The following is a 13,144-nucleotide window of genomic DNA, read 5'->3' on the forward strand; positions in this document are numbered from 1 at the left end:
ATCATCGTCCCTTGATCAGCACGCTGGGGTCACGGTCAACCCGTTCGGAAAGGTTGCGCAGGCGGGCCGCCGTGGCGGCCAGATCATCCACGGCGCGCTGCATCTGCACCATGGTACGGCCCTGCGGGTCCAGGACGGCACTGGCGCCATCCAGGGCGCTATCAGCCTTGCCCATGGTGGTTCGGGCAGCCGCCGCCGTGTTGGCCACCTCCTTATCCAGGGTGGCAGACAGGCTGCGCAGGGAAACCAGCGTCTGGTTCAGTTCACCCACCGTCTGCTTGATGCCGGTCTGGGCGGTGCCGGACATGGCCCCCACCTCTGTTTCCACCGCCGCCAGCGTGGTGCGCAGTTGCACGACCAGGGCCGGCAGTTCGGTGATGGTCTGGCGCAGTTCCGGCGTTTCCAGCAGGGTGCTCACCGCATCCAGCGCCTTTTGCAGCGACTCCACCGTCTTATCCAGCTTCACATTCTGCAACTGCTCGGTGATGGCCTGCAGGTCAGTGGGGACGGTGGGGATTTCCGGCACATGCCCCTTGTTCTCCACATCGATGCGCCGGCCGCCATCGCGGAAATCCAGCTCCACCGCCAACTGCCCGGTGACGAAGCTCTGCATCACCAGCTTGGCGGTCAGGCCGCGTTTCAACAGCGTGTCGATCAGCTCGTCTTCCCCCTCCTTCAAATGGGAACCGAAGGTGGCCACCGTATCGGGCTGGATTTCCATGCCGACCCGGATGATGAAGCTGTAGGTCTGCGGGTTGACATGCACCCCCATGCCGTTGACCGAGCCGACCCGCACACCCCGGAAGGTGACGGGCGCACCGATCTGCAGCCCGGCGACAGAACTGTCGAAATAGCTGACCGCCTCCAGCTTTTTGGCCCAGAGGGCAGCCCCGCCGAAGAACAGGATGGCGCTGGCGACAAGCGCCAGGGCACCCAGCACGAAGGCGCCGATAGCGGTGGAGCTGGGGCGTTTCAAGGCGTGGCCTCCGATATGGAACAATTCATTCCCTTACGGGTGAGAAACTCGCGGACCTTGGCATTGTCGGATGAATGCACCAGGTCTGAAGGTGCGCCCAGGGCGGTGGGGTGATGCAATTCCCCATCCAGGAACAGCATCCGGTCGGCGATGCTGTAGAGGCTTTCCAGCTCATGCGTGACAATCACCACGGTGATGCCCAGCCCATCGCGCAGGGACAGGATCAGCTGATCCAGCCGGCGCGACGATAAAGGGTCCAGCCCGGCCGAGGGTTCATCCAGGAATAGCACCGACGGGTCCAGCGCCAGGGCACGGGCCAGGGCCGCCCGCTTGCGCATCCCGCCGGACAGGTCGGCGGGATAGCGCTCCTCATGTCCCGGCAGGCCGACCAGCGCCAGCTTGAACCGGGCCAGAGCCTCCCGCGCAGCGGGGTTGGCATGGTCGTGCATCTCCATCGGCATCATGACATTTTCCAGCAATGTCATGGAGCTCCACAGTGCCCCGCCCTGGAACAGGATGCCAAAGGGCGGCGGCCCGCCGGCATCCGACATGTCCAGCGGCTGGCCATCGAACTGGATATTCCCTTTCAGGATGGGCAGCAGTCCGACCATGGTTTTCAGCAAAGTGCTTTTGCCAGAACCGCTGTCGCCGACAATGGCAAAAATCTCCCCCGGCGCGATATCGGCGGCAATGCCGGTCTGCACGGCGCGGCCGCCATAGCCGATGCTGGCCTGATCGATGCGGATACGGGGCTGGCTGGTCATGGCCTCAGATCCCCAGCGCATTGGCGCAGACGGCAAACAGCGCATCCACGGCGATGATGGCGACGATGGCATTCACCACCGCCGCGGTGGTGGCCTGGCCAACATCGGCGGCCGAGCGCCCCGCCCGTAAGCCACAGCGGCAGCCGATCAGCGCCACCATGGCGCCAAAGACCAGCGATTTCAGCCCACCAATGTAGAAATTGGCACTTTTGATCGCCGCCTGGGTTTCCACCATATAGGCGGTGGCGGTGATATCCAGCATGGAGATGGCCACCACCAGCCCGCCGATCAGCGACAGCGCACAGGCATAGACATAAAGCAGCGGCATCAGCAGCGAGAGGGCCACCACGCGGGGCAATACCAGAAATTCCTCCGGCGGTACGCCGAGCGTGGTCAGCGCGTCGATCTCCTCATTGCCCTGCATGGTGGCGATGCGGGCAGCAAAGCTGGCGCCGGTGCGCCCGGCCAGCACGATGGCCGTCATCACCGGGGCTAGTTCGCGCACGGAGGCAATGCCCACCAGATCGGCGACATAGAGCCCGGCACCGAACGCCTTCAACTGCACGGCCCCGACAAAGGCCAGGATGGCGCCCATCAACAGATTGACGATGGCGACGATGATCAGGGCGTTGGTGCTGGATTCGGCAATGACATCCATCACCTCGTTCCGGCGCACCATGGCGCGGCCGGTGAAGAGGCGCGGCAGACGCCGCACCACCTCCCCGATCAGGGCCATCATGGCCTTTGATTCATACCATTGCGCCAGGGAGGCTTTGCCCAGTCGTTTGCGCAGGCCAGGACGGGGTTTCGCTTCTGCCGGGGTGGGGGCACTGCGCGCCAGTTCCAGCAGCTTGGCCAGATCGTGCGGCACGCCTTGCACCTGTATATCGGGTGCATCCGGTTCTTCCCCACGCAAGCGGCGCAGCAGCCCGGCCAGGAAGGCGGCATCAACCGTGCCCCATTTCCATCCCGCCGGTGCTTTCACCTGCAAGGTGGAAATGCCGCCCGCCGGCAGGGTCTGCGGCGGAGCGGCTAACTGGGCGGGATCAATGCCGCCGGCCGGTATGGTCAGGATCAGGCTGTCGCCGTCCTGGCGTGTATCCACCATCTGTCAAACCACCGGATCGGAAAAGCAGGCGTCGGGAAGAGGAGGTAACCAAGCACGTCAACGCCCTACAATGATGCAGCGCACAGGCGACTGCAACGCTCATGCTCAGGGAGGCAACTATCCAGTTGGGCAGTTGTTCCTGAGCCGATGGCGGTTCTGCGGGATGAACCGGACCAGCGCTGCCTTGTCGACTTCACCCCTGGCACCATTCCGAATGTGCCGCCAGCGCGCCCCTACTATGCATGGATCTTTATTGGCCGTTTTCTGAACGCGTTTATTATACGTGTGCATTTAATTAGAAGGGAACGATCCATGGCCCGGCCATCACTGACCGAGGAGCAGGTGAACGAAGTGCGGCAGCGCCTGCTGCTGGAGACAGGGCGGCTGATCGCGCGGGATGGCTATGCCGGTTTTTCCATGCGCCGCCTGGGGGCGGCGGTGGAGATGACGGCCGGTGCGCTTTACCGCTATTTCCCGACCAGACAGCATGTGCTGCTGGCCTATTTCGCGGCCGCCCTGACCAGCCTGTCGCAACGGCTGGATACCATCGACGCGGCCGAACCGGACCCGCTGCGCGCGGTACACCGGCTGGCGCTGGCCTATGCCGATTTCTGCCTGGAGGATCGGGACCGGTTCCGCCTGTTGTTTCTGGAGAATGACCAGGGCCAGTTTCAGGAATTGAGCAGTGACCCTATCCTTTTGCACCCTTACCAGCTGCTGCGGACGCGGGTGCAACAGGCGATTGTCGCCGGGTTGCTCCGCCCTCTGCCCGCCGATATGGCCACCCAGCTGATCTGGGCCGCCGTACATGGCGTGATCAGCCTGTCCATCAATGTGTCCGAGATTGATTTTGGCGAAGTCCGCCCCCTGGCGGACGCTGCCGCCACCATGGCGATCCGGGGGCTCGCCAACCCTTCCGCCCTCCCCAGCCTGGAGCGTTGAGATGTCCATCCTGCGCCCGGCCACCCTGGCCGGCCTGTCCATCCTGTTGGCCCTGACCGCCTGCACGCGGGAGGAAACAGCCCCTGAGAAACCAAGGCCGGTGCGCACCCTGACCGTCAGCCCCGGCGGGGAAGGGGAGGAAATCGTCCAGACCGGCGAGATCCAGCCCCGCTATGAAACCAGCCTGGGTTTCCGCATTGATGGCCGCCTCACCGCCCGCAAGGTGGATGTCGGCGCGGCGCTGCAGCCGGGACAGTTGATCGCCACCCTGGATGACCGCGATGTCCGTAACGAGCTGCGCGCCGTCGAGGCCGAGTTGCGCAGCGCCCAGGCGGCGGAAAATCTGGCCAAAGTGGCGCTGGAGCGCCAGCAGGCGCTGCTGAGCAAGAATATCGTGGCCCAGGCAAGGGTGGATGAGGCCGAGGCCAACCTTTCCAGCACCAAGGCGCGGCGGGAGGCAGCAGAGGCCAGCCTGGCCAATGCCCGCAACAAGCTGACCTATACCAACCTGACGGCCGACCGGGCCGGCGTGGTCACCGCCATAGGGGCCAATGCCGGCCAGGTGGTGTCGGCCGGGCAGATGGTGGCCAGCATCGCATCCACCGACGAGAAGGAGGCCGTGTTCAACGTGGCCGAATCCCTGGTGCAGGAAGCCCCGGACCATCTGTCCATCAGCGTGGCCCTGGTCAGCGACCCCTCCATCAAGGTCAGCGGCAAGGTACGGGAGGTCAGCCCCAGCGCCGACCCCGTCACCCGCACCTATCGCGTGCGCATCAGCCTGCCCGACGCGCCGGCCCAGATGGGGCTGGGGGCCACGGTGACCGGGCGGATGCGGCTGGAAGGCGGCCAGGGCATCCGCGTGCCGGCCAGCGCCATCAGCAACCAGTCAGGCGAGCCGGCCGTCTATGTGGTGGACCGCGCCAGTGCCAGCCTGCTGCGCAAGCCGGTGACGGTGGCACGCTATACCGATCAGGAGGCGGTGATCGCCAGCGGGCTTGCCGCCGGTGACATGGTGGTGACGGCCGGTGTCAGCAAGCTGCGCCCCGGCCAGAAGATCGCCCTGGACAGCGAGGCCGGCAAATGAGCGCCCGGCATCATCCCGACCAGAACGGGTTCAACCTGTCCGCCTGGGCGCTGCAACAGCAGCCGCTGATCATCTTCCTGATGCTGGCCACCCTGCTGGGCGGGGCCTTCTCCTATCTGCATCTGGGACGCAACGAAGACCCGCCCTTCACCATCAAGACCATGGTGGTGCAGGCCAACTGGCCGGGGGCGTCGGTCACCGACAGCATCAATCTTGTCACCGACAAGCTGGAAGAAAAGCTGGAGGAAGTGCCCTATCTGGACCGGCTGGACAGCTATACCCGCGCCGGCCAATCCACCATCATGGTCAATCTGCGCGATGATACCCCGCCGGCGAAGGTGCCGGACATCTGGTATCAGGTGCGCAAGAAAGTGTCGGACGTGGCCCCGATGCTGCCGCAGGGCGTGCAGGGGCCGTTTTTCAATGACGAGTTCGACGACACGTTCGGCATCATCTATGGCTTCACCACCGAAGGCTATACGATGCGGGAACTGCGTGACCGGCTGGATACGATCCGGACCCGGCTGCTGACCATTCCCGATATCGGCAAGGTGCGGGTGCTGGGGGTGCAGGAGGAACAGATCGTCGTGGAATTCTCCCCCCGCCGCCTAGCCTCCCTGGGCCTGGACGAGGGGGCGGTGATGCAGGCCCTGGGCGCGCAGAATGCCGTGGCGCCCGCGGGCCTGCTGCGCCTGCCGGATGAGAAGGTGGCCATCCGCGTCGGTGGCGCCTTCGCGTCGGAAGACAGCCTGCGCGCCGTCACCCTCAGGGCCAATGGCCGCTTCGTGCCACTCAGCGATTTTGCCAACATTCGCCGCATCCCGGCCGACCCGCCGGCCCCGCTGTTCCGGGTGAATGGGGAGCCGGCGCTGGGGCTGGCCATTTCCATGGCCAAGACGGGCAATCTGCTGACATTCGGAAAGCAGGTACAGGCGGTGATGCGACAGGTGGCCGAAGGGCTGCCGCACGGTATCGAGGTCACCCAAGTGGCTGACCAGCCGGTGGTGGTGAAGGGCGCTGTCAACAGCTTCGTCAAGGTGCTGGTGGAAGCCGTCGCCATCGTGCTGGCCGTCTCCTTCCTGTCGCTGGGCACGCGGGCGGGGCTGGTGGTCACCTTCTCCATCCCGCTGGTGCTGGCCATGACCTTCATCGGCATGGAGCTGACGGGTATCGGCCTGCAGCGCATCTCGCTGGGGGCGCTGATCATCGCGCTGGGTCTGCTGGTCGATGACGCGATGATCACGGTGGAAACCATGGTGTCGCGCCTGGAAGACGGGGCCGGGCTGAAGGAGGCCGCCTCCCACGCCTATAAGACGACGGCCTTTCCCATGCTGACCGGCACGCTGGTGATGATCGCCGGCTTCATCCCGGTGGGCTTCGCCGCCTCGTCCGCCGGTGAATATTGCTTCTCCATGTTCCTGGTGGTGCTGATCGCGCTCACCACCTCCTGGATTGTGGCGGTGCTGTTCTCCCCGCTGATCGGCACCTGGGTTCTGCACCGGATGCCCGCCGGCCATGGCCATGGGCAGGGGCGGATCATGCGCGCCTATGGCCGGATGCTGGACTGGTCGCTGGCCCATCGCGGGCTGACCCTTGCCATCACCTTACTGCTGCTGGGGGCGTCGGCCTGGGGGTCGGGCTTTCTGGAAAAGCAGTTTTTTCCGCCATCGGACCGGCCGGAACTGCTGGTGAATATCGATCTGCCGCAGAATGCCTCCCTGGATGCCACCGACCGCACGGCCAGGCGGCTGGAAGCCATCCTGAAGGCTGATCCGGATGTGGCGCGGTTTTCCACCTATGTCGGCTCGGGTGCGGTGCGCTTCTACCTGCCGATGGATGTGCTGCTGGAAAATGACAATATCACCCAGACCGTGGTGGTGGCCAAGGATCTGGCGGCGCGCGACCGGCTGCGGGCCCGGCTGGATACCGCCTTCCGGCGCGATTTCGCCGATCTGACCACCCGCGCCATGCCGCTGGAACTGGGGCCGCCGGTGGGCTGGCCGCTGAAATACCGGGTGCAGGGGCCGGATATCGAACAGGTCCGTGATATCGCCCAGAAGCTGGCCAATATCCTGGCGGAAAACGGCAATATCCGCGATGTCAACCTGACGGCGGGGGAACCGCAAAAGCGCGTGCGCGTCGATCTGGACCAGACGCTGGCGCGTGCCGTCGGCACCTCCAGCCAAGATATCGCCAGCGCCATGGCGACCATCTTCTCCGGCACCAGCATCACCGCCGTGCGCGACGGCAACCGGCTGATCGAGGTGGTGGCCCGCGCGCAGGCCGGGGAGCGCAACGATATCGCCACCATCGCCAATCTGCAGATCACCACGCCCGGCGGGGAACAGGTGCCGTTGCGCCAGATCGCCCAGTTCTCATATGGGGTGGAACAGCCGGTGATCTGGCGGCGCCAGCGCACCCCCATCATCACCGTGCAGGCCGACGTGGCCCCCGGCCTGCAGCCGGCCACCGTGTCGGGGCAGGTACAGGCGGCGGTGGCCCAGCTCAACGCCAGCCTGCCGGCCGGTTATGGCATCCAGGAAGGCGGGGCGGTGGAGGAGTCGGAGAAGGGCAACCATTCCGTCTTCGCCCAGGTGCCGCTGATGCTGCTGGTGATGGCCACCTTGCTGATGGTGCAGTTGCGCAGCTTCAGCCGGCTGGCGCTGGCCCTGCTGATGGCGCCGTTCGGCCTGATCGGCGTGGTGGCGGCCATGCTGCCCACCGGGATGCCGCTGGGGTTCGTCGCCCAACTGGGCATCATCGCCCTGGCCGGCATGATCATCCGCAATGCCGTGATCCTGATTGAGGAGGTGGACAGCAACGTCGCCCGTGGCCAGCCGGTGACGGACGCCATCAAGGCAGCATCCCGCCACCGTGCCCGGCCCATCGTGCTGACGGCCTGCGCCGCCATCCTGGGCATGATCCCCATCGCGCATCAGGTTTTCTGGGGCCCGATGGCCTATGCCATCATCGGCGGGCTGGCCGGCGCCACCCTGCTGACCCTGACCCTGCTGCCCTGCCTGCTGTCATACCTGTTGCAGTGGGAGGGACGGCGGGTGGTGGGGGCAATGGTGGATGCCTCATAAGCGTTTGGCCGATCTTGTCGGGCGTCGCTCGCAGGCCTGATACCAGTGGCTGAACTTGTCCCCGGATATCAGGCCTGCGGCACGAAAGCGTATTTATGCGCCGCGCGTGAGAACAAGCCGGGACTGGCCGCGAGCCGATGCAGCAGCGGCAAGGGCTGGTGTTCGGATGATCACGCAACCTTGTCGGGACCAGCCCACCCGGCGTGTTTCAACCTGCCGCGGGCAGTCTCAAAAATTCGGCATATCGCGGCCTTGCGGGTGCCTCCTTCCGATTTACCTATTACATATTCTAGTTATCAGAACATTGTGTTACAGATACAACACCATATCGGAAATCAAAATAATATCATAATCTCTATGATTGAATTTTATTTCTGGTCAGCGCACAGTTCACCCTGTTCAAGAGCACTGGGTATGTGGAAATAGGGGTTTCCCGTGCAGTGTGTTCATGCTCAGACCCTTCGTCAAGAACCGGAACGCGACGCCGCCGTCGCGCAGGCCGGCTATGATGTCGAGCGGGTGGGGCAGCGCGCGTCCGGCGCGATCCCGCTTCCACACGACCAGCGTGTCACCAGCCTTCAGAAAGTCCAGGTATCGCTTGGGGCTGGAGTGGTTATCACGCACGCCGGAAGGCTTATCCTCGAAAGGGGAAAGGAAACGACGCCGGCGGCAATCAAGGCGTCACGCTGAAGCGCGGTTGTCTGTTGGTCGTCTTCGAACGACACGCGCATACGGCCCGATATCATATGCGGAAATTCTCCCAAAGGATATTTCCGCACAACATACGATGCCGACGGTAGTTGTTGCGCAGGAGCGCTCTGTCGGGAAACAGGTGTTTGTCGATACTTCTGGTGATTCCAACGGCTTATGCGGACTTTTTGTTCGTGTGCACAGAACTGCCGCCTGCTCAGCTTATTTGACACATAGAAATGCCTTTATCTTTTGAACAGCACTGGCCGGCCGGTGCCCCGGTGATGCTGCAATCGCGGGAGGTAAGTATGGAGAACATTGGCAACTGGTCTAAGTGTGCATTCGCATTTACGGTGTGTCTCACAGTATCTAGCTGCTCACCGTATGTCTACTCAGAGCAGGTAGGAAAATACAACACCGCAGTGAGTAATTTACGATCTAACTATTCGGCTACAGCGGAGAGTATTAACAACGATTCCACGCTGAAAGACCACATGGACTGGTTGATTATCCGTCCTGAGCTGAAGCTGGGGCTAGGCTGCACAGGAACAGCGCCGAAAGCGAACCCATGTGCACTGACAATGGGCTCTGAGGTGCCCACGGCTCCTGGATCCCCTCCCGCAGAGCGTCGGGATCCAAAAAAGGATCCAAAAAAGGATCCAAATGAGATTCTCAAGGTCCTGAACAATTACACGGCGGCATTGGTATCGCTGACTAATGCGGAAGATAGTGCGGCCTTTGATGCCGCTGCATCAAAGGCATCGACAGCAGTATCGTCGCTGGCAGCCGCTGCTGACCTTCCACTCAGCGCGGTGATTAAGCCGGCTGGTAATTTCCTGTTTTGGTTGATCGGTCAGAAGCTGGACTACGACCGGCTGCAAGCGCTACATGAGACGATAACGGCGGCTGATCCGTCAATTCAAGTGCTGTCCGTGGCATTAAAGACATCACTCAGCGGACAGAATGAGAAGCAGCAGGGCAATCTGCTAGATTTACTAGGAAGCCAAATCAAGTACGCCAATATCCTGGCAACGCGCAAATCCAACAGTGATGCCAACTATAGCACAGCGCTTGATGCGGCGCAGGCAACGGCGGCGCGGTTTGCGGCGGTGCATACCATGGATATGGAAGCCGTCGCATCCAGCGTTGGTCAAGCGCACACCGAGTTGAAGGTCGCAATAATGTCCAATGACGGGCAGTGGTCGGCGCTGGAAGGTAGCTTCGAGACGCTTATAGACAATGTCAGCGCGCTGGTTAAGGCCGCAAACCCACCCCCTGTTGCTCCGGCGACAAAGTCTGGCGCCACGGAATAAGGAGGAATAGTCATGCCCGATGATACCTCGCAACATGTAGAAAAAATCAACAGCGAACGCAATAAGATGCTTGAGGCGCTCTTCACAGCGCAATCCATCATCCTGGCTGAAATAGCAGCAACAACGTCCGCCGGGCCGTATTTGTCCCGATTGGTAGATCGGCGGAACGCGATTACCATGGAACGGAACCAAGTGATCGACGCGGCGGACGCAGCGGTTCTAAATCTGCCGACAGTTCAGGCGGCGTTGAGTAATCTCGAGAAACTTACGAAGGAAGCAACGGCTGAGGCAAACGTCATGAAAACTACGACCGATAAGATCACGAGAGCGACAAATTTGCTAAACATCGCTCATAAATTCACCGACCTGATTACAACGAGGCTTGAATAAATAGATTGAATTTCAGCAAATTCGCCGGAAATGTCGATAGCCATGTGCTTCCGGCAGGGAGGCGGAAGCCGTCTCCCATCTTGCCCGAACATCACGGAATGGTAGACGGAACATCTTGTCAGAATTGTCGTCTGTACGGAAATCGCCTTAACCGGGTTTTCCGTACAGACTGTTTTGCTTTATGTCGTTTTTCGGTTCCATTCCTCCCGACCTCCCACTTTGCTGCCGATAATCCCAGTCTGGTCCAGTTCCACTTACATACCTCAAGATATTCCGTCAGCTATACCCCGGGCGAACCACCCAACCGGGGCGTCCTGCTTCCCTGCCCCCCCATGCATTGATCCTTGACATTTCCACCACAAGCTATGCAAATGCGAATGATTGTTAATATAATCCTCGCATGAGTTGCCCATGGCCTCCGCCGCTGCCACAAGAACCGCCGGCAAAGCGCCCAGTCGCCCCGGCTGGGCGATGCCGTTGCGCATCACCCTGGCCCTGTTCGGCACTTATGGGCTGACCAGCACCAGCACGGCCCTGCTGGCGCGGCTGCTGCCAGGGTCGGCGCTGGATGCCAGCATGGTGGCCAGCATGATGTCCTTTGCCATTGCCACCGGCATCGTGGTCTGGATTTTCGCTGCGCGCAGCGCGCTGGCCGTGACGGGGTGGGTGCTGGGGTTGATGGTGGCTACCGGCGGGCTGTTCTGGCTGCTGGCGCCGGCCGATATCCGCGCGGGGTTGTTGGGATGAAGGGGTTCCGGCAGACGCAATCATCGGTGCATACCTGGACCGGCCTGCTGGTCGGCTGGGTGCTGTTCCTGATTTTTATCAACGGCACCGTCGCCTATTGGCGGGAGGAGATCAGCCGCTGGATGCGGCCGGAACTCGCCGTCACCGACATGGTGCGCGGGCCCGACGATGAAACCCGCATGGTGGAAGGGGCCATCGCCGCCCTGTCATCCCGCGCCCCGGATGCCGCCAACTGGTCCATCACCTTGCCCAGCGAGCGGGGAGCCGGCACGCTGGCCGTGTGGCAGGAGCGGGGGCAGGCGCGGTTCCGCTGGCCCGATGCGCATAACAGCCTGTGGATCGGCGGTGAGGGCCAGCCGGTGGCGGTGCGGGAGACGCGCGGCGGGGATTTCTTCTACCGGGTACATTTCGACCTGCATTATATGCCGGTGATCTGGGCGCGCTGGCTGGTGGGTTTCTGCGCCATGTTCATGCTGGTGGCGATTGTCACCGGCATCATCACGCATAAGAAAATCTTCCGCGATTTCTTCACCTTCCGGCCCGGCAAGGGTCAGCGCAGCTGGTTGGACGGGCATAATGCCACCGCCGTGCTGGCCCTGCCTTTCCATCTGATGATTACCTATACCGGGCTGATCACCCTGATGACGCTCTATATGCCCTGGGGCCTGCTGGCCAATTTCAGCGATCCCCAGGCCGCCTATGCCGAATTGCAGCCCCAGGTGCCAGAGGCCGCCTATGCCGCCAGCCCCACCCCGCTTGCCCCCATCGCACCGATGCTGGCAGAGGTGCGACGGGTGTGGGGAGAGGGGCGTATCGGCTATCTGTGGATCAGCAATCCGGGCGATGCCTCGGCCCAGGTGACGATCGCGCGCCACCCGTCACACAACATCGCGGCGGACAGCGCCACCATCATTTTTGACGGGGTCAGCGGGCGGGCGTTGAACAGCCCCATCATTGACGGTCCGGGGGAGACGGCGCGACAGGTGATGATCGGGCTCCATGCTGGCCGCTTCGCACCGACCCTGCTGCGCTGGTTCTATTTCCTGTCCGGGCTGGCTGGCACGGCGATGGTGGGTACCGGGCTGGTGATGTGGACAGCCAAGCGGCGCGACAAGCTGCCCGATCCGGCAAAGCCGCCCTTTGGGTTCCGGCTGGTGGAACGGCTGAACATCGCCACCGTGGCGGGGTTGCCGGCCGGCATGGTGGCGATGTTCTGGGCCAACCGGCTGTTGCCGGTGGGCATGGAGGGGCGCTGGCACGCAGAGGTGCAGACCCTGTTCATCCTCTGGGGCCTGTGCTTCATCCATGCCTGCCTGCGCCCGGCCAAGCGGGGCTGGGTGGAACAGTTCGGGCTGGGCGCCCTGCTGCTGCTGGGTCTGCCCCTGTTCGACCAGGTGCGCGGGGCCGGGCTGTGGCAGCATCTGATGGCCGGCGACGGCACCCGGATGGCGGCCGACCTGCTGCTGCTGGCACTTGGCCTGACACTGGCCGCCATCGCCATCAAAGTCTATCGGCATAAACCGCGCATCGTCGCCCGCAAGGTGCGACCCAACCGGGAGGCGGCGCTGGCCGTGGCAGGGGAATGAGCTTGTTATCCTGGCTGCTGGCCCTGGCCGGTTTCACCCTGCTGGCCCTGGCGATGGAAGAACATCATGCCTGGGCGCTGGGGCGGGAGATCGAACGCCCCCGCCAGCGCCTGTGGCGGGGGCTGGGCTTTGCCCTGCTGGGCCTGTCCTGGGTGGCGGCGGCGGCAGGCTGGGGGCCGGCGGTGGGCACCGTCACCTGGTGCGGGGTGTTGAGCGTCGCCGCCGCCCCGCTGGTGCTGGCCCGCACCTATGTGACACCGCCACGGCGGCGCTGAACAGGCATTCAAGGCCAAGTTAAAATTTCCATAATTATCATTATTGATTTTTATGCTGTAGGCGCAAAGTTAAAATGTCAGTCCTGAGCAAGATAGAAATGTCAGTCTCTGGATCGGTTTTGGCCGGTTTTGGGGGCTGTCATGGGCTGGCTGATGATGAGCGATCGGGATGTCCGGCGTGTT

The 13,144-nt window shown here is 62.9% G+C and carries 11 protein-coding genes; 8 read left to right on the plus strand and 3 right to left on the minus strand.

What is annotated here, in order from left to right; all coding sequences use genetic code 11:
• Position 1: 1 nt before the first annotated feature.
• From GE253_RS23525 to GE253_RS23535, 3 genes are read right to left on the minus strand one after another with little or no spacing between them, the layout of a single operon-like run.
• Complete coding sequence (locus tag GE253_RS23525; RefSeq protein WP_173012801.1) at positions 2-976, minus strand: MlaD family protein; 975 nt, start codon at positions 974-976, stop codon at positions 2-4.
• Complete coding sequence (locus GE253_RS23530; RefSeq protein ID WP_211101563.1) at positions 973-1,740, minus strand: ATP-binding cassette domain-containing protein; 768 nt, start codon at positions 1,738-1,740, stop codon at positions 973-975. The genes GE253_RS23525 and GE253_RS23530 overlap by 4 nt, the downstream gene beginning before the upstream one ends.
• Before the next feature lie 4 nt (positions 1,741-1,744).
• Positions 1,745-2,848: an ABC transporter permease gene (locus GE253_RS23535; protein WP_153206602.1), complete on the minus strand. Its 1,104-nt coding sequence runs from the start codon at positions 2,846-2,848 to the stop codon at positions 1,745-1,747.
• A 312-nt stretch (positions 2,849-3,160) separates the two neighbouring features.
• Between GE253_RS23535 and GE253_RS23540 the strand changes: the two genes are divergently transcribed.
• The 8 genes from GE253_RS23540 (at position 3,161) to GE253_RS23580 (ending at position 12,961) form a co-directional block, all read left to right on the plus strand.
• Positions 3,161-3,790, plus strand: a complete 630-nt coding sequence (locus GE253_RS23540; protein WP_173012802.1) for a TetR/AcrR family transcriptional regulator — start codon at positions 3,161-3,163, stop codon at positions 3,788-3,790.
• Between the two features lies 1 nt (position 3,791).
• Positions 3,792-4,874, plus strand: a complete 1,083-nt coding sequence (locus GE253_RS23545) for an efflux RND transporter periplasmic adaptor subunit (protein WP_153206604.1) — start codon at positions 3,792-3,794, stop codon at positions 4,872-4,874.
• The gene (locus GE253_RS23550; protein WP_153206605.1) at positions 4,871-7,960 is read left to right on the plus strand and encodes an efflux RND transporter permease subunit; all 3,090 of its coding nucleotides are present in this window, start codon (positions 4,871-4,873) and stop codon (positions 7,958-7,960) included. Before GE253_RS23545 ends, GE253_RS23550 begins: the two co-directional genes overlap by 4 nt.
• Positions 7,961-8,958: 998 nt before the next feature.
• The gene (locus GE253_RS23560) at positions 8,959-9,963 is read left to right on the plus strand and encodes a hypothetical protein (RefSeq protein WP_153206606.1); all 1,005 of its coding nucleotides are present in this window, start codon (positions 8,959-8,961) and stop codon (positions 9,961-9,963) included.
• Positions 9,964-9,975: 12 nt separating this feature from the next.
• Positions 9,976-10,353, plus strand: a complete 378-nt coding sequence (locus tag GE253_RS23565) for a hypothetical protein (RefSeq protein WP_153206607.1) — start codon at positions 9,976-9,978, stop codon at positions 10,351-10,353.
• A gap of 411 nt (positions 10,354-10,764) precedes the next feature.
• Positions 10,765-11,100: a hypothetical protein gene (locus GE253_RS23570; RefSeq protein ID WP_153206608.1), complete on the plus strand. Its 336-nt coding sequence runs from the start codon at positions 10,765-10,767 to the stop codon at positions 11,098-11,100.
• Complete coding sequence (locus GE253_RS23575; RefSeq protein ID WP_153206609.1) at positions 11,097-12,686, plus strand: PepSY-associated TM helix domain-containing protein; 1,590 nt, start codon at positions 11,097-11,099, stop codon at positions 12,684-12,686. Before GE253_RS23570 ends, GE253_RS23575 begins: the two co-directional genes overlap by 4 nt.
• Positions 12,683-12,961: a DUF3325 domain-containing protein gene (locus GE253_RS23580; protein WP_153206610.1), complete on the plus strand. Its 279-nt coding sequence runs from the start codon at positions 12,683-12,685 to the stop codon at positions 12,959-12,961. The genes GE253_RS23575 and GE253_RS23580 overlap by 4 nt, the downstream gene beginning before the upstream one ends.
• Positions 12,962-13,144 lie beyond the last annotated feature (183 nt).

It is taken from the genome of Niveispirillum sp. SYP-B3756 (assembly GCF_009495745.1).
Lineage (GTDB): Bacteria > Pseudomonadota > Alphaproteobacteria > Azospirillales > Azospirillaceae > Niveispirillum.

Bases quoted from the DNA above. Each gene is read 5' to 3' on its own strand.
- GE253_RS23530 (WP_211101563.1), bottom strand. From the start codon at position 1,740: ATGACCAGCCAGCCCCGTATCCGCATCGATCAGGCCAGCATCGGCTAT.
- GE253_RS23535 (WP_153206602.1), bottom strand. From the start codon at position 2,848: ATGGTGGATACACGCCAGGACGGCGACAGCCTGATCCTGACCATACCG.
- GE253_RS23540 (WP_173012802.1), top strand. From the start codon at position 3,161: ATGGCCCGGCCATCACTGACCGAGGAGCAGGTGAACGAAGTGCGGCAG.
- GE253_RS23545 (WP_153206604.1), top strand. From the start codon at position 3,792: ATGTCCATCCTGCGCCCGGCCACCCTGGCCGGCCTGTCCATCCTGTTG.
- GE253_RS23550 (WP_153206605.1), top strand. From the start codon at position 4,871: ATGAGCGCCCGGCATCATCCCGACCAGAACGGGTTCAACCTGTCCGCC.
- GE253_RS23560 (WP_153206606.1), top strand. From the start codon at position 8,959: ATGGAGAACATTGGCAACTGGTCTAAGTGTGCATTCGCATTTACGGTG.
- GE253_RS23565 (WP_153206607.1), top strand. From the start codon at position 9,976: ATGCCCGATGATACCTCGCAACATGTAGAAAAAATCAACAGCGAACGC.
- GE253_RS23570 (WP_153206608.1), top strand. From the start codon at position 10,765: ATGGCCTCCGCCGCTGCCACAAGAACCGCCGGCAAAGCGCCCAGTCGC.
- GE253_RS23575 (WP_153206609.1), top strand. From the start codon at position 11,097: ATGAAGGGGTTCCGGCAGACGCAATCATCGGTGCATACCTGGACCGGC.
- GE253_RS23580 (WP_153206610.1), top strand. From the start codon at position 12,683: ATGAGCTTGTTATCCTGGCTGCTGGCCCTGGCCGGTTTCACCCTGCTG.